This is a genomic window from Pseudomonas sp. GW821-FHT02C04 (assembly GCF_059421845.1).
In genome coordinates this window covers 49,445-65,951 of record NZ_JBWKVT010000014.1, presented here as the reverse complement: position 1 = coordinate 65,951, position 16,507 = coordinate 49,445, and the positions used below count along the sequence as shown (strand labels likewise).

At 60.6% G+C, this 16,507-nt stretch carries 11 protein-coding genes; 7 read left to right on the top strand and 4 right to left on the bottom strand.

Annotation, left to right across the window (positions count from 1 at the left end):
• On the top strand, window positions 1-2,409 hold a 2,409-nt coding region (locus tag AC07VV_RS30305), incomplete at its 5' end, for a beta strand repeat-containing protein (protein WP_495038328.1).
• Between the two features lie 160 nt (window positions 2,410-2,569).
• Here AC07VV_RS30305 and AC07VV_RS30300 read toward each other — a convergent pair.
• Window positions 2,570-5,464, bottom strand: coding sequence for a ribonucleoside-diphosphate reductase subunit alpha (locus AC07VV_RS30300; RefSeq protein ID WP_495038327.1), 2,895 nt, complete (start codon window positions 5,462-5,464; stop codon window positions 2,570-2,572).
• 734 nt (window positions 5,465-6,198) lie between these two features.
• Between AC07VV_RS30300 and AC07VV_RS30295 the strand changes: the two genes are divergently transcribed.
• Window positions 6,199-6,921 (top strand): response regulator, encoded by a 723-nt coding sequence (locus AC07VV_RS30295; protein ID WP_096818051.1) that lies wholly within the window; start codon window positions 6,199-6,201, stop codon window positions 6,919-6,921.
• Window positions 6,918-8,528 carry an ATP-binding protein gene (locus AC07VV_RS30290; RefSeq protein WP_096818050.1) on the top strand — a complete coding sequence of 537 codons (1,611 nt, stop codon included), beginning with the start codon at window positions 6,918-6,920 and terminating at the stop codon, window positions 8,526-8,528. The genes AC07VV_RS30295 and AC07VV_RS30290 overlap by 4 nt, the downstream gene beginning before the upstream one ends.
• A 6-nt stretch (window positions 8,529-8,534) precedes the next feature.
• On the opposite strand, the gene AC07VV_RS30285 is transcribed toward AC07VV_RS30290, so the two are convergent.
• Together AC07VV_RS30285 and AC07VV_RS30280 are read right to left on the bottom strand one after the other, a co-directional pair.
• Window positions 8,535-9,260, bottom strand: coding sequence for a 4'-phosphopantetheinyl transferase family protein (locus AC07VV_RS30285; RefSeq protein ID WP_495038326.1), 726 nt, complete (start codon window positions 9,258-9,260; stop codon window positions 8,535-8,537).
• 93 nt (window positions 9,261-9,353) lie between these two features.
• Window positions 9,354-10,145 carry a dienelactone hydrolase family protein gene (locus AC07VV_RS30280; RefSeq protein WP_495038325.1) on the bottom strand — a complete coding sequence of 264 codons (792 nt, stop codon included), beginning with the start codon at window positions 10,143-10,145 and terminating at the stop codon, window positions 9,354-9,356.
• A gap of 206 nt (window positions 10,146-10,351) precedes the next feature.
• Here AC07VV_RS30280 and AC07VV_RS30275 point away from each other — a divergent pair, with 206 nt between their 5' ends.
• The gene (locus AC07VV_RS30275; protein ID WP_085710996.1) at window positions 10,352-11,029 is read left to right on the top strand and encodes a response regulator transcription factor; all 678 of its coding nucleotides are present in this window, start codon (window positions 10,352-10,354) and stop codon (window positions 11,027-11,029) included.
• Window positions 11,026-12,372 carry an ATP-binding protein gene (locus AC07VV_RS30270; RefSeq protein ID WP_493065951.1) on the top strand — a complete coding sequence of 449 codons (1,347 nt, stop codon included), beginning with the start codon at window positions 11,026-11,028 and terminating at the stop codon, window positions 12,370-12,372. Before AC07VV_RS30275 ends, AC07VV_RS30270 begins: the two co-directional genes overlap by 4 nt.
• A 4-nt stretch (window positions 12,373-12,376) precedes the next feature.
• Here AC07VV_RS30270 and AC07VV_RS30265 read toward each other — a convergent pair whose 3' ends face one another.
• Window positions 12,377-13,375, bottom strand: coding sequence for an AraC family transcriptional regulator (locus AC07VV_RS30265; protein ID WP_493158101.1), 999 nt, complete (start codon window positions 13,373-13,375; stop codon window positions 12,377-12,379).
• A 353-nt stretch (window positions 13,376-13,728) separates the two neighbouring features.
• On the opposite strand from AC07VV_RS30265, the gene AC07VV_RS30260 reads away from it, so the two are divergent.
• The gene (locus AC07VV_RS30260) at window positions 13,729-15,063 is read left to right on the top strand and encodes a dicarboxylate/amino acid:cation symporter (RefSeq protein WP_096818039.1); all 1,335 of its coding nucleotides are present in this window, start codon (window positions 13,729-13,731) and stop codon (window positions 15,061-15,063) included.
• 145 nt (window positions 15,064-15,208) lie between these two features.
• The gene (locus tag AC07VV_RS30255) at window positions 15,209-16,390 is read left to right on the top strand and encodes a CaiB/BaiF CoA transferase family protein (protein ID WP_495038324.1); all 1,182 of its coding nucleotides are present in this window, start codon (window positions 15,209-15,211) and stop codon (window positions 16,388-16,390) included.
• The last annotated feature ends 117 nt before the right edge of the window (window positions 16,391-16,507 follow it).

Below are 16,507 nucleotides of genomic sequence, written 5' to 3'. Positions count from 1 at the left end.
TCGGCTGTGACCATCAACACCAAGACTGGCGTGAACTCGGGCATTGCGGCCGGTGACACCTACGTCGGCATCGAGATCCTGCAGGGCTCGGGCAACAACGACGTCTTTATCAGTGGCGAAGCGGCGGACCAGTTTTACGGCTCGGGTGGCATCGACACGATTGATTATTCCGGCTCGTCCAGCGGCGTGACGGTGAGCCTGGTCGGTGGCGTTGCGGGTGTCGGTGGTGACGCTCAGGGTGACAAGCTGTGGGAGTTCGAAACGGTCATCGGCTCGTCCTTCAATGACGTCCTGACTGCGCAAACTTCAGGCAACACCCTGAACGGTGGTGCTGGCGATGACATCTACTACATCAACGGCACCGGGGTGAATGTCATCGAAGCCGCGGGTGGTGGCGATGACGAAGTGCGCACGATTATGCTCAACCAGACGCTGGCGGCCAACGTCGAACGCCTGACCTTCGTCGGGACAGGTAACTTCACCGGTTATGGCAACGCGTCGGACAACATCATCACCGGTGGGGCGGGTGCCGACACCTTGTTTGGCGGAGCGGGCGCTGACCAGTTTATCGGTGGCGCCGGCAACGACATCGTGAGCTATGGCGACAGCGGAGTCGGGGTGACGATCAACACCAAAACCGGCGTGAACACCGGTATCGCCGCTGGCGATACCTACGTCGGTATTGAGTTTCTTCAAGGTTCCGGCAGCAATGACACCTTTATCAGCGGCGAAGCAGCGGACCAGTTTTTCGGTTCGGGCGGTACCGACACCATTGATTATTCCGGCTCGTCCAGCGGCGTGACGGTGAGCCTGGTCGGTGGTGTGGCGGGTGTCGGTGGTGACGCTCAGGGTGACAAACTGTGGGAGTTCGAAACGGTCATCGGCTCGTCCTTCAATGACGTCCTGACTGCGCAAACTTCAGGCAACGCCCTGAACGGTGGTGCTGGCGATGACATCTACTACATCAACGGCACCGGGGTGAATGTCATCGAAGCCGCGGGTGGTGGTGATGACGAAGTGCGCACGATTATGCTCAACCAGACGCTGGCGGCCAACGTCGAGCGCCTGACTTACGTCGGCACCGGTAGCTTCACCGGTTACGGCAACGCGTCGGACAACATCATCACCGGTGGGGTTGGTAATGACACTTTGTCAGGCGGAGCAGGTGCAGACCAATTCTTCGGTGGCGATGGTTTTGACACGGTCAGTTACGGCGACAGTGTGACGGGTGTGACCATCAACACCAAAACCGGCGTGAATACCGGCATTGCCGCTGGCGATACATACAACGGTATCGAACAAATCCGAGGTTCCGGTTACGGCGATATCTTTGTCGGGAGTGCCGGCGTGGATCGTTTTGATGGTGGCGACGGCAACGACATTCTCAGTTTTGCGGATGAAAACTCTGGCGTCACGCTGGATCTCAGCGCTGCGGTGCTTACCGGTATTGCGGCGGGGGATTTCTACACATCGATTGAGGCATTCCAAGGCTCTGCTTATGCCGATACCTTCACTGGCTCTGCCGCCGTAAGGGAAAGCTTTATCGGTGGCGGGGGGGCGGATACGTTGATTGGGGTGGGGCGAGGAGACTCGGCCTGGTACGTCAACAGTTCCAGTGCTGTGCAGGTCAATCTTCTGACTGGTACTGGTGTTGGCGGCGATGCTCAGGGTGATGTTCTTACCAATATCGATAACCTGGTGGGCTCAGCCTTCAATGACACCCTGACCGGTAACGGCTACGCCAACATGCTGGAAGGTGGTGATGGTAACGACATCCTGTATGGAGGTGATGGCAACGACACTCTGTACGGTCATAGCTTCACCAATACGGGTGCCCTGGCTGTACCGTTCGCTACGGATAACCAGGCTGACATCATTTATGGCGGTAATGGCGATGATTACATCATTGGCTATGTGCGCGATGTCGGTTCTGTCTTCTATGGTGAGGCTGGCAATGACAACATCACGGTCATTTCAGGTGTCGCCGACGGCGGCGATGGTAATGATACGTTGATGGGCCTGGGTCACGGTTATGAACTGCGCGGCGGTGCCGGTGCTGACAAGTTGTACCTGAGTGCGTCGGGTGATGCTTACGGCGGCGAGGGCAGCGATTCGTACTTCGTGTCCTCCAAAACCATGGTCGCGATTTTCGATGAAGGCACTACGGGTATCGATATCGTCACACTGAAAAACATCCAGAGCTTCAATGATGTCCGCATCATGTCAAACGATCAGGGCGTCTACATCTTCAATGCTGTTGACGTGCAGAATGGCAACCTGGACTCGGGGCTTTTCCTGAAGGACTGGAACAAGGGGGGCAACACCATTGAAACGTTCTACACCAACAACGGCGATTCCTTCACCATTCCGGTGGTAGGACAGGCATCGGCTGAGCTGTCGATGGTCTGACGGTCGGGCGGTACTCACAAAAAACGGCGAACCTGTCATTCAGGGGTCGCCGTTTTTTTTGCCTGGAGTTTTTCACTGGCCAAAAGAAAACCCCCGACAAACCAGAAGTCTGTCGGGGGCTTTCGGATCAGGCGTCTCGCAACGCCCGATTCAGCTCAGCTTATTGGCAAGCTTCGCAATCCGGCTCGTCGATGGCGCAAGCCTTCGGTACTGGAGCAGGGCCGGCAGGCGCTGCCAGGACCGAATCGTCACCGTGGTTGCCGCCGCTGGAAACAGCGTTCAGCTTGCCGGTGTTGATGGTCGACTTCTCGGTGCTGGTCGCGGCCAGGGCACGGAGGTAGTAGGTGGTTTTCAGACCACGGTACCAGGCCATGCGGTAGGTCACGTCGAGTTTCTTGCCCGATGCGCCGGCGATGTACAGGTTCAGCGACTGGGCCTGGTCGATCCACTTCTGACGACGGCTGGCGGCGTCAACGATCCACTTGGTGTCCACTTCGAACGCGGTCGCGTAGAGCTCTTTGAGTTCTTGCGGAATGCGCTCGATCTGCTGAACCGAACCGTCGTAGTACTTCAGGTCGTTGATCATGACCGAGTCCCACAGACCGCGAGCCTTCAGGTCGCGAACCAGGTACGGGTTGATCACGGTGAATTCGCCCGACAGGTTCGATTTCACATACAGGTTCTGGTAGGTCGGTTCGATCGACTGCGATACGCCGGTGATGTTGGCGATGGTCGCGGTCGGTGCGATGGCCATGATGTTCGAGTTACGGATGCCTTTCTGTACACGGGCGCGAACCGGTGCCCAGTCCAGGGACTCGGTCAGGTCGACGTCGATGTACTTCTGGCCACGTGCTTCGATCAGGATCTGTTGCGAATCCAGCGGCAGTACGCCTTTGGACCACAGCGAACCCTGGAACGTCTCGTACGAACCGCGCTCGTCAGCCAGGTCGCAGGAAGCCTGGATCGCGTAGTAGCTGACCGCTTCCATCGACTTGTCGGCGAACTCGACGGCAGCGTCGGAACCGTAAGGGATGTGCTGCAGGTACAGCGCGTCCTGGAAGCCCATGATGCCCAGGCCGACCGGACGGTGGCGGAAGTTGGAGTTCTTCGCCTGCGGTACCGAGTAGTAGTTGATGTCGATCACGTTGTCGAGCATGCGAACGGCTACGTCGATGGTGCGCTTGAGCTTGGCGGTGTCCAGCTTGCCGTCGATGATGTGGTTCGGCAGGTTGATCGAGCCCAGGTTGCAGACCGCGATCTCGTCCTTGTTGGTGTTCAGGGTGATCTCGGTGCACAGGTTCGAGCTGTGAACCACGCCGACGTGCTGCTGCGGGCTACGCAGGTTGCACGGGTCCTTGAAGGTCAGCCATGGGTGGCCGGTTTCGAACAGCATGGACAGCATCTTGCGCCACAGGTCTTTGGCCTGGATGGTCTTGAACAGCTTGACCTTGCCCGGGTACTCGGTGAGAGCTTCGTAGTACTCGTAGCGCTCTTCGAAGGCCTTGCCGGTCAGGTCGTGCAGGTCTGGTACTTCGGATGGCGAGAACAGGGTCCACTTGCCGTCATCGAAGACGCGCTTCATGAACAGGTCAGGGATCCAGTTGGCGGTGTTCATGTCGTGGGTACGACGACGATCATCACCGGTGTTCTTGCGCAGCTCGATGAACTCTTCGATGTCCATGTGCCAGGTTTCCAGGTAGGCACACACAGCGCCTTTGCGCTTGCCACCCTGGTTAACGGCAACGGCGGTGTCGTTCACGACTTTCAGGAACGGAACCACGCCTTGCGACTTGCCGTTGGTGCCCTTGATGTACGAACCCAGTGCACGCACCGGCGTCCAGTCGTTGCCCAGGCCACCGGCGAATTTCGACAGCATGGCGTTGTCGTGGATCGCGTGGTAGATGCCCGACAGGTCATCCGGCACGGTGGTCAGGTAGCAGCTCGACAGCTGTGGACGCAGGGTACCGGCGTTGAACAGGGTCGGGGTCGAAGCCATGTAGTCGAACGAGGACAGCAGGTTGTAGAACTCGATCGCACGGTCTTCTTTCTGCTTCTCTTCGATCGCCAGGCCCATGGCCACGCGCATGAAGAAAATCTGTGGCAGTTCGAAACGCACGCCATCCTTGTGGATGAAGTAACGGTCGTACAGGGTCTGCAGGCCCAGGTAGGTGAATTGCTGGTCGCGCTCGTGGTTGATCGCCTTGCCCAGTTTTTCCAGGTCGAAGGAGGCCAGCACAGGGTTCAGCAGTTCGAACTCGATACCTTTGGCGACGTAGGCCGGCAGCGCCTTGGCGTACAGGTCGGCCATTTCGTGGTGGGTCGCGCTCTCGGCGACGCCCAGGAAGCCCAGGCCTTCGGCACGCAGGGTGTCCATCAGCAGGCGGGCGGTCACGAACGAGTAGTTCGGCTCGCGCTCGACCAGGGTACGGGCAGTCATCACCAGCGCGGTGTTGACGTCGGTCAGGGCTACGCCGTCGTACAGGTTCTTCAGGGTTTCGCGCTGGATCAGGTCGCCGTCGACTTCAGCCAGACCTTCGCAGGCTTCGGTGACGATGGTGTTCAGACGACCCATGTCCAGCGGCGCGAGGCTGCCGTCGGCGCGGGTGATGCGGATCGACGGGTGAGCGTTGACTGCGGCTTCGGCCGGAGCGTGGGCAGCGCGTTCTTTCGAACGACCGTCACGGTAGATCACGTAGTCGCGAGCGACTTTCTGCTCGCCGGCACGCATCAGGGCCAGTTCGACCTGGTCCTGGATTTCTTCGATGTGGATGGTGCCGCCCGAAGGCATGCGACGCTTGAAGGTCGCGGTGACCTGTTCGGTCAGGCGAGCAACGGTGTCGTGGATTCGCGACGAAGCGGCAGCGGTGCCGCCCTCAACTGCGAGAAACGCTTTGGTGATAGCGACGGTGATCTTGTCATCGGTGTAAGGAACGACAGTGCCATTACGCTTGATCACACGCAGTTGACCAGGCGCGGTGGCAGCCAGATCCGAATTCGAATCGGCGGCCTGCGGCAAGGTGCCCTGCGGGTTCTCGCGAGTTGTGTCGGTTTGCATGGGTGTCTCCACGTTCTCTATGTTTGTTTGGGCACCATCACGGTGCCCACCGTTCCGTCCTGAAGCACTACGACCGGCCAGCGCCGGGTAACGACTTCGGGACAGTTCAGGAAGTGGGCCTTGTGGGCGCCGCTTCCATGCCGAAGTCTTCGGTTCGCGCGATACGCGAGAAACCGCATTCCTTTCGGGGAGCAGTTTTGAACTGCAACACCCGTACCGTTTACGCCGTGATCGGCTGAAAAACGGTAGCCATCCGCAGGCGCGGTTTGGGCTTCTGAAAATACGTTTGGTTCAACCCGACAATGGCAATAAAAAGCCTTGAATTCACTGTCCGGTTTGTGTTTGGTTTTTAGCGTCAAACCCTATATGTAGGGTTTTTTTGAGCGCGGGCTACAAGATAATGCGTTTTGGGGGGCGATTGCAACGGACAGCCTGTGGATAACCCTGTGCGTAAATTGTGTGCGAAACAGGGAATTCCTTTGTAGGCCGCGAACCTGCTGAGTTAGACCGTTTGTCACTGTTTTCTCTTCGGGAAAAACGCTTCAGCGGATTTTTAAGGGCGCGAACCCTATCACAAAAAACGGCCTTGTCCGAACGCATTTACCGACTTGTGTTCTCGCTGTACGCCGTTTATACAATCGGCCCGTGCACACGCATTCTTATCCTCCTTAAAGATGACAAAAAGACGGGAGGATCCTTCCTTTATTCGCAACATCGGCAAGCAGAGGTCACCCGTGGAGCAAGAAGCCTGGCAGGTATTGATAGTCGAGGACGACCAGCGTCTGGCCGAACTGACCCGCGAATACCTGCAAGCCAATGGATTGCGCGTGGAGATCGAAGGCAACGGAGCCCTGGCGGCGGCGCGAATCATCAAGGAGCAACCGGACCTGGTGATCCTCGATCTGATGCTCCCCGGTGAAGACGGCCTGAGCATCTGCCGCAAGGTGCGCGACCAGTACGACGGGCCGATCCTGATGCTGACCGCGCGCACTGACGATGCCGACCAGATCCTCGGCCTCGACATCGGCGCCGATGATTACGTGTGCAAACCGGTTCGCCCACGGCTGTTGCTGGCGCGCATCCAGGCGTTGTTGCGACGCAGTGACGCACCGGAGCCGGCGTCGGGCAAGCCACGCCGTCTGCAATTCGGCCCGTTGGTGGTGGACAACGCCTTGCGCGAAGCCTGGCTGAGCGACAGCGGCATCGAACTGACCAGCGCCGAATTCGATCTGCTGTGGCTGCTGGTGTCCAACGCCGGAAGGATTCTGTCGCGGGAAGAAATCTTCACCGCGCTGCGCGGCATCGGCTACGACGGCCAGGACCGTTCGATCGATGTGCGCATCTCGCGCATCCGTCCGAAGATCGGCGACGACCCCGATCACCCGCGCCTGATCAAGACCGTGCGCAGCAAAGGCTATCTGTTCGTGCCTGAAGCTTGCGTAGAACTGCCGCTGTGAACTCGATCTTCCTGCGCATCTACGGCGGCATGTGCGCGGCGCTGATTCTGGTGGCGGTGCTCGGCGTTCTCGCGTTGCACCTGCTCAACCAGGTACGCAGCGAGCAGTACCGAGAGCGTCTGGCTCACGGCACGTTTTCGCTGATGGCCGACAACCTGCAACCGATGAACGAGACCGAGCGCCATCGCGCCTTGCTGGTGTGGGAGCGGCTGCTGGGGATTCCGCTGGCACTGAAAACCTTCGCCCAGACCGATCTCGACCTCACCCAGCGCACCCGCGTGCAACGCGGGCAGGCACTGGTCGAACAGACCGGGCCGCACGCGGCCAAGGTCTATCGACTGGTCAGCGACAAGGAGCAACTGGTGCTGGTGGGCGAGGTGCAGCAGATCAGCGAGCAACTGGCCCGGGCTACCATTTATCTGCTGGCCGATGAACTGGTGCGGGTGCCGGTGGGCGAGCAGCCCAAACGACTGGCGCAATTGAAGGAAGAGAAGGGCTTCGGTTTCGACCTGCGGCTGGTCACCGTGAACGAGGCCGACATGGATGAAGACCAGAGTCGTCGCGTGTCGGAAGGCGATACGGTGATGGCGCTGGGCAAGGGCGGGGACTCGATCCGGGTGTTCGCCGGGATGGTCGGTACGCCGTGGGTGCTGGAAATCGGTCCGCTCTATCAGATGAACCCGTACCCGCCGCAATGGCTGGTGCTGATTGCCGCATTGGGTCTGACCTTGATCGGTCTTATCGTCTATTTACTGGTGCGCCAGCTCGAACGGCGTTTGCGTGGCCTCGAAGCGGCGGCCACGCGCATTGCCAAGGGCAGCCTGGAAACCCGGGTGCCGGCGCGCGGTGCCGACTCGGTGGGCAAACTGGCGGCGGCGTTCAACGGCATGGCTGAGCACCTGCAGCAATTGCTGGCGATCCAGCGTGAACTGGTACGCGCGGTGTCCCATGAGTTGCGCACGCCGGTGGCGCGCCTGCGCTTCGGTCTGGAAATGATCGGTTCGGCCACCACCCCGCAAGCGCTGGAAAAGTACCGCGAAGGCATGGACCACGACATCGAGGATCTCGACAAGCTGGTGGACGAAATGCTCACTTATGCGCGGCTGGAGCAGGGCTCGCCGGCGCTGACGTTCCAGCGCATCGACCTCGATGCACTGGTCAATCAGGTGATCGAAGAACTGGCGCCACTGCGTGCCGACGTCACGGTGCAACGCGGCTTGTGCTTATCGGCTGCTGACTGTGACGATGCCTGGGTCGAGGCCGAGCCGCGTTACCTGCATCGCGCCTTGCAGAATCTGGTGGGCAACGCCATGCGTCATGCGCGCTCAAGGGTCACGGTCAGTTATCAGGTCGGGCAGATGCGTTGCCGGGTGGACGTCGAAGACGACGGCCCCGGCGTGCCGGAAAGTGCCTGGGAGAAAATCTTCACGCCGTTTCTGCGTCTGGACGACAGTCGCACCCGGGCATCCGGCGGGCATGGTCTGGGTTTGTCGATCGTGCGACGGATCATCCACTGGCATGACGGTCGGGCGCTGATCGGCAAGAGCAAGAGTCTGGGCGGGGCGTGTTTCAGCCTGAGCTGGCCGAGGAATCAGGAGCGGCGTTGAAGCCGCTCAAGCCTGGATGCTGACCAGACTCAACAACTGTCCGTCGTGCACCCCGAACTGTGCGTCCAGTTCGGTCCCGTTGCGCCATTCGCTGGACAGGTCCGTCAGCAGTCTCAACCGTACCTGACCTTGTTCGGTCCACTCGAGCACCTCGGCGTGCTCGAAATAGAAACGCTTCTGGACGATCGGGTACAGCGCCTTGAACAGGCTCTCCTTTACCGAAAACGTCAGCGTCACCCACAACGCCAGTTGATCGCGGGCGCCGGCCGCCATGCGCTGCAACTCCGCTGGCGTGAGGATTTCCCCGGCCAGCCGCTCGGCCCGTTCGGCGTTGAGCAGGTTTTCCAGGTCCATGCCCAGTCCGCGCCAGTGCTGCTTGTTGGCGACAATCGCCGCTGCCCGGCCGGTGCTGTGGGTGATCGAGCCGCAGATGTGCGCCGGCCACACCGGTGCGCGATCCTCGCCAATCGCCGGAACACTGCTTTTGCCTTCCAGCTGTTGCAGCGCGGCCCGGGCGCAAATCCGCCCGGCCAGAAACTCCGCCTGACGCTTGGCCACCGAACGCTGGATGCTCAGCGGCGGCTCGATGGCGCTGCGGCGGAAGTCATCGCCAAGCAGTTGCGCCGGGTCGAAGTGGGTGCTCAGCAGCACGGTGTCCGGCAGCACGGTCGGTAGCGGCCAGTGGGCATCGAGCGGGGTGCAGCAGGCGGGGAGGAGGGGGCTGGAATTCATGGCGGGCATTTTGCCGGGTTGCCTTCAGGCTGAATAGTGCGCTGGTGCAGATCGCTCTCGCGCAGAACGTGGGAGCGATCAGCATACTCCGGCTCAGCCAAAGATTTTCTTGAAGAATACCTGCATGTCAGCCCAGGACTTTTCATCTGCTGCCTTGTTGTAGCCGATATCCGGGCCACCGTGATCGCCATGGCTCAAGCGATCCGCGTCGGGGTTGGTGAAGCCATGCTTGGCGCCGTCGAGACTGACGAACTTGTAGTCGGCGCCGGCCTTGTCCATTTCAGACTTGAACGCCGTGACGTTGTCGGCGGTGACCATGCTGTCCAGCGCGCCGTGCTCGACGAGGACTTTGGCTTTGACACTGCCGGGTGTCGCCGGGGTGTTGGTGGCCAGTGCGCCGTGGAAACTCACGACACCCGCCAGCGGTACGCCCTGGCGAGCGGCATTCAACACCACGCCACCGCCGAAGCAATAACCGATGGCGGCCAGTTTGCCGGTGTCGGTCTGCGGTTGTTTCTTCAGCAGATCAAGGCCGGCCTGGAAGCGTTTGCTGGCGGCATCGGCATTCTGGGTGGCCGCCTGCATGAATGCCATGGCATCTTTCGGGTGTTCGGTGTTCTTGCCTTCACCGTACATGTCGATGGCCAGCGCGCTGTAGCCAAGCCCGGCGAGATCCCGGGCGCGGCGCTTGGCATAGTCGTTGAGGCCCCACCATTCATGCACCACTACAACGCCCGGGCGCGGGCCTTTTATGGCATCGTCGTAGGCGTAGTAGCCGATCAGTTTCGTGCCGTCGGCGCTCTGGTAAGGGATTTCCTCGGTCTTGATCGCAGCCGCGCTGAGGCTGCTGAAGGCGAGCAGGGTGAGGGCAAGGAACAGGCGCATGATCGGGTCTCCTGACAATAAAAGGTCAAAACAGCCTAGTTCATTTGATTGCCCTCGGGTTCAGGGTGCGTTCAGGGCAGGTACAGGCCGGGTTCAGTAAGCTTGAATCACGTCCGAGGGGCGAAATGAACAGGACCCTCAAAAGCGGCAGTACACCGTAGTCGCAGGTATGCTGTTGGAGATTCTGATTTACCCGGGAGAGCGTCATGAAACTGTTGGTCGTCGAAGATGAAGCGCTGTTGCGCCATCACCTGCAAACCCGCCTGACGGAAAGCGGTCACGTGGTCGAGTCCGTGGCCAATGCCGAAGAAGCGCTGTACCAGACCGGGCAATTCAACTTTGACCTGGCGGTGATCGACCTCGGCCTGCCGGGCATGGGCGGGCTCGACCTGATCCGCCAGTTGCGCCAGGACGGCAAGAGCTTCCCGATCCTGATCCTCACCGCCCGTGGCAACTGGCAGGACAAGGTCGAAGGCCTGGCCGCCGGCGCCGACGATTACCTGGTCAAACCGTTCCAGTTCGAAGAACTCGAAGCACGGCTCAATGCGCTGCTGCGTCGTTCCAGCGGTTTCACCCAGTCTTCCATTGTCGCCGGGCCGCTGCTGCTCGACCTTAATCGCAAGCAGGCGACCCTCGATGAGCAGCCGCTGGCGCTGACCGCCTACGAATACCGGATCCTCGAATACCTGATGCGCCACCACCAGCAAGTGGTGCCCAAGGATCGCCTGATGGAGCAGCTGTACCCGGACGACGACGAGCGTGATCCGAACGTGATCGAAGTGTTGGTCGGGCGCCTGCGTCGCAAGCTGGAAGGCCCGGCCGGATTCAAGCCGATCGACACGGTGCGCGGCCTCGGCTACCTGTTCAATGAGCGCTGCACTTGATCCGTTCGCTTCGTGTTCGTTTGATGTTGGCCGCCACGACGTTGGCGGTGTTGTTCATGCTCGCCTTGCTCCCGGCGATGCAAGGTGCGTTCAGCCTGGCGCTGCAGGATTCGATCGAGCAGCGCCTGGCCTCGGACGTCACCACACTGATTTCTGCTGCACGCATTGAAAACGGTCGTCTGGTGATGCCGATGCAGTTGCCGGACGAGCGTTTCAACCTCGCCGATTTCCGTCTGCTCGGCTACATCTACGACCGTGAAGGTCATCTGGTCTGGCGTTCGAAAGCGACCCAGGAAGAACAGATCAACTACAAACCGCGCTACGACGGGATGGGCAACGAGTTCGCGCGGATTCGCGAGGCCAGCGGACAGGAGTTCTTCGTCTACGACGTTGAAGTCAAACTGCTCGGCGGCAAGAATGCGGCGTTCAGCATCGTCGCGCTGCAACCGGTACGCGAATACGAAACCACCCTCGAAGGCCTGCGGGAAAACCTCTACCTCGGTTTCGGCGCCGCGTTGCTGGTGCTGCTCTCGCTGCTGTGGATCGGTCTGACCTGGGGCTTGAAAGCCTTGCGCCGGCTCAGTCAGGAGCTGGACGAAATCGAAGGCGGCACCCTCGAAAGCCTCAGCGAGCAGCACCCCCGTGAACTGCTGCGCCTGACGGGCTCGCTCAACCGCTTGCTGCACAGTGAACGCCAGCAGCGCAGCCGTTATCGCGACTCCCTCGACGATCTGGCCCACAGCCTGAAAACGCCGCTCGCGGTCTTGCAAGGCGTCAGCGAAGACATGGCCCAGCGTCCCGAAGATCGCGATCAGGCCTGGGTGCTGCAAACCCAGATCGAACGCATGAGCCAGCAGATCAGCTATCAGTTGCAGCGCGCCAGTCTGCGCAAAAGTGGTCTGGTACGCCATCAGGTGCGCCTGCGGCCGGTGCTCAAAAGCCTGTGCGACACGCTGGACAAGGTCTACCGCGACAAGCGCGTACGCGTGGCGTTCGACCTGCCGGAACACTGCTACGTGCCGATCGAGCAGGGCGCCTTGCTGGAAATGATGGGCAATTTGCTGGAAAACGCCTATCGCCTGTGTCTGGGCGAAGTACGCATCAGCGTGCGCGAAAGCCTCGCCGGGATCGAGTTGTGCATCGAAGACGACGGCCCCGGTGTTCCGCAGCATCAGCGGGCGAGGATCCTTGAGCGCGGTGAGCGTCTGGATCGCCAGCATCCGGGGCAGGGGATTGGTCTGGCGGTGGTCAAGGACATCATCGAAAGCTACAGCGCGAAACTGACGCTGGGCGATTCACCGATGGGCGGGGCGGCGTTCAGGATTCATTTCCCGGCGGTGTGACCGCCTATTGTTCCTGCGCCCGATAAGCCCCCGGTGTCAGCCCCGTCCACTTTTTGAACGCCCGATGAAACGCCGACGGCTCGGAAAACCCGAGCTGTTCGGCGATCTGTTGCAACGACAGATCTGCCCGTCCCAGGTGATAAATCGCGATGTCCCGCCGCAACTGATCCTTCAATTCCTGAAAACTGGTGCCTTCCTCGCGCAAATGCCGGCGCAGGGTTTGCGGGCTGATGTGCAGGTGCGCGGCCACGGCTTCCAGGTCCGGCCAGCGCGCGCTGTCATGGCTGAGCAAACGGCGCAATCGGCTGCTGAGGCTGTTGCCGTCATCCGGGCGTGACAGCAGGTCGGCGGGGGAGCGTTCGAGGAAATGCTTGAGGGTTCGTTCGTCCTGCAACAGCGGCATGTGCAGATAGCGGCTGTGAAATACCAGGCTGCTCTGGGATGCGGAAAACTCCAGGGGGCAAGAAAACAGCAGATCGTATTCGGCCCCGTGCGCCGGTTTCGGATAGCTGAAAGTGGCCTGTTCCAGACGAATCCGCTGGCCGATCAGCCAACTGCCGAGGCGATGCCAGATCACCAGCAGGCTCTCGCTGAGAAAGTGATCCGGATCCCACCATTGCGCATCGTCGAGGCTCAGACGCACCCATTCGTCTTCATGGGTCAGGGTCAGGCGCGGGGCGTCGGGGAATAGGCTATAAAACAATAAGCCACGTTGCAGAGCCTTTTCCAGGCTACGGCAATGAATGATGGCGTGGCACATCATGGCGAAGCTGCCGGGTTTGCTTTGTGCGTTGCCGAAGCCCAGGCATTCGTCGTCCAGGGCCAGCCACAGGTTCTGGATCAGTTGGGTGAATTGTTCCGGGGCGATCCGCGCACGCGGCTCGTCGAGCAGTTCGGGACTGATGCCCAGCTGCAGCAGCAGGCCCGAATAATCGAACCCGCGTCGGCGTGCGCCACCGAGGGCGGCGCGGGCGAAATGACTGGCGATGGTGCGTTCGCGCATAAGCGGCAAATCCTTCCTCTGGCGACCGATGGTAGCTGGCGGCTTCGATCGGCAACAAGGCGGATTTCCGCCAAATTGTAGGACGAGACCCGGTGCGTTGGCGGAAATCCGCCATACTTGGGTAACCGAATGGTGACACAGAAAAACCTGCATCCCCTGATATCAAAAGGCTTGCAGCGAATTGCACCAAAGTGGCACGAGGTTTGCGATAAGAGCGACAGAAGCGTGCGCCGAGCCAGTCCGGGAAAGCGTCGTTCGACACAACAAATCCCTCCAGTGCAGGAGGGTTCGCAATTCAAGTGTCGCGTTCAACAGATGGATGTTGCTACGCGGGACTCTTGAGGAACTTTGCAATGACGACTCGTCAGCCACTGTACAAATCCCTGTATTTCCAGGTGATCGTCGCAATCTGTATCGGTATTGCGCTCGGCCACTACTACCCGCAGTTCGGCGTGGCCGTAAAGCCGCTGGGTGACGGGTTCATCAAACTGATCAAAATGATCATCGCGCCAATCATCTTCTGCACCGTGGTCAGCGGCATCGCCGGCATGCAGAGCATGAAATCGGTCGGCAAGACCGGTGGCTATGCACTCCTGTACTTCGAAATCGTTTCGACCATCGCCCTGCTGGTCGGTCTGGTCGTGGTCAACATCGTGCAGCCGGGCAACGGCATGCACATCGATGTCGCCACCCTCGACGCCTCGAAAGTCGCTACCTACGTGGCACAGGGCGCTGACCAGAGCGTCGTCGGCTTCCTGCTCAACGTGATCCCGACCACCATCGTCGGCGCGTTCGCCACCGGTGACATCCTGCAAGTGCTGATGTTCTCGGTGATCTTCGGTTTCGCCCTGCATCGCCTGGGTGCCTACGGCAAGCCGATCCTGGACTTCATCGATCGCTTCGCCCACGTGATGTTCAACATCATCAACATGATCATGAAGCTCGCGCCAATCGGTGCCTTCGGTGCGATGGCGTTCACCATCGGTGCCTACGGTGTCGGTTCGCTGGTGCAGCTGGGTCAACTGATGATCTGCTTCTACATCACTTGCCTGGCGTTCATCCTGATCGTGCTCGGCGGGATCGCCCGCATGCACGGCTTCAGCGTGCTGAAGATGATCCGCTACATCCGTGAAGAACTGCTGATCGTACTCGGCACTTCCTCGTCGGAATCGGTACTGCCACGCATGCTGATCAAGATGGAGCGTCTGGGCGCGAAGAAATCGGTAGTGGGTCTGGTGATCCCGACCGGTTACTCGTTCAACCTCGACGGTACCGCGATCTACCTGACCATGGCGGCCGTGTTCATCGCTCAGGCGACCGACACCCACATGGACATCACTCACCAGATCACTCTGCTGGTGGTGCTGCTGCTGTCCTCCAAAGGCGCAGCCGGTGTGACCGGTTCGGGCTTCATCGTGCTGGCCGCCACCCTGTCGGCGGTAGGTCACCTGCCGGTGGCCGGTCTGGCGCTGATCCTGGGTATCGACCGCTTCATGTCCGAAGCCCGCGCCCTGACCAACCTGGTCGGCAACGCCGTTGCAACTATCGTTGTGGCCAAGTGGGTCAAGGAACTGGACACCGATGTGCTGCAAACCGAGCTGGCCTCGGGCGGTCGCGGTATCGTTGACCAGCGTCACGAAGACGACCTGGGTGTGGCCGAAGGCCCAACCCCGAGCAATGTGAAGTAAGCATCGCTTGAATGGAAAAACCCGCTTCGGCGGGTTTTTTCTTGCCTGCTGTTTGAGCGCAACGGTCAGCGCAACTGATGGATCCGGTAATTGCCCCAGCGTCGATGGCTGCCTAGGCTGCAAGCATCGTTGATGGAGATCGCCCATGTCTGCACCGCTGGCCTCACTGAAGATTCTGGATTTCTCGACCCTGCTGCCGGGACCGTTCGCCTCACTGTTGCTGGCGGACATGGGCGCCGAGGTGTTGCGCATCGAATCGCCGACCCGCCTCGATCTGTTGCGGGTCTTGCCGCCCCACGATCAAGGCATCTCGGCCAGTCATGCCTATCTGAACCGCAACAAGCGCAGCCTGGCGCTGGATCTCAAACAGCCCGAGGCGCTGGAGCTGGTCAAGCAGTTGCTGGCGGACTACGACATCGTGCTGGAACAGTTTCGCCCCGGTGTGATGGAGCGCCTGGGGCTGGGTTATGAGGCGCTGAAGGCGATCAATCCGAAGTTGATTTACGTGTCGATCACCGGTTACGGCCAGACCGGGCCGTACAAGGATCGCGCCGGACACGACATCAACTATCTGGCACTGGCCGGGCTCTCCAGCTACACCGGCCGCGCCGACAGCGGGCCGTTGCCGCTGGGCATGCAGGTGGCGGACGTCGCCGGCGGCTCGCTGCACGGTGTGATCGGCCTGCTGGCGGCGGTGATATCGCGACAGCAAACCGGGCAGGGCACGCACCTGGACGTGAGCATGACCGACTGTGCGTTCAGCCTGAACGCCATGGCTGGCGCCGGGTATCTGGCCTGCGGTGAAGAACCGGGCTGGGAGGATCAGATGCTCAATGGCGGCAGTTTCTATGACTATTACCGCTCCCGCGACGGACGCTGGATGTCGGTGGGCAGTCTGGAGCCGGCCTTCATGCAGCAACTGTGCGCAGCGTTGGGCCAGCCGGAACTGGCGGCCCAGGGTTTGTCACCCAAGCCTGAGCAGCAGCGGGCGCTCAAGGAGGCGTTGAAGGTCGAGTTCGAGAAGCATGACTTTGCCGAGCTGTGCCAGCTGTTCGCCGGGGTGGATGCTTGCGTCGAACCGGTGTTGAACCTGGGCGAGGCGGTGCAGCATCCGCAGTTGCAGGCGCGGGAGCTGGTGGCACAGGTGCCCCGTGAGGATGGCTCTTCGCAGGCGCAGATCGCTTGCCCGCTGAAGTTCACCGAGGCATTGCCGGCGCCGCGGCATATCGGGGCGGCGCTGGGGCAGCATACGGATCAGGTGTTGGCGGAGTTGGGGTTGAGCCCGGAGCGAATTGCCGAATTACGTGCCGCGAAAGTCGTCGCGTAGCTCGCAGCTCCCAGTTAGCAGATCGTTCCCACGCGCTGCGTGGGAATGCCGCCATGGACGCAGAGCGTCCACTGTGACGCAGAGCGTCACGGGATACATTCCCACGCAGAGCGTGGG

Excerpts from the sequence above, each read along its gene's own strand:
- AC07VV_RS30300 (WP_495038327.1), bottom strand. The coding sequence starts at position 5,464 with ATGCAAACCGACACAACTCGCGAGAACCCGCAGGGCACCTTGCCGCAG.
- AC07VV_RS30285 (WP_495038326.1), bottom strand. The coding sequence starts at position 9,260 with ATGAATTCCAGCCCCCTCCTCCCCGCCTGCTGCACCCCGCTCGATGCC.
- AC07VV_RS30280 (WP_495038325.1), bottom strand. The coding sequence starts at position 10,145 with ATGCGCCTGTTCCTTGCCCTCACCCTGCTCGCCTTCAGCAGCCTCAGC.
- AC07VV_RS30275 (WP_085710996.1), top strand. The coding sequence starts at position 10,352 with ATGAAACTGTTGGTCGTCGAAGATGAAGCGCTGTTGCGCCATCACCTG.
- AC07VV_RS30265 (WP_493158101.1), bottom strand. The coding sequence starts at position 13,375 with ATGCGCGAACGCACCATCGCCAGTCATTTCGCCCGCGCCGCCCTCGGT.
- AC07VV_RS30260 (WP_096818039.1), top strand. The coding sequence starts at position 13,729 with ATGACGACTCGTCAGCCACTGTACAAATCCCTGTATTTCCAGGTGATC.
- AC07VV_RS30255 (WP_495038324.1), top strand. The coding sequence starts at position 15,209 with ATGTCTGCACCGCTGGCCTCACTGAAGATTCTGGATTTCTCGACCCTG.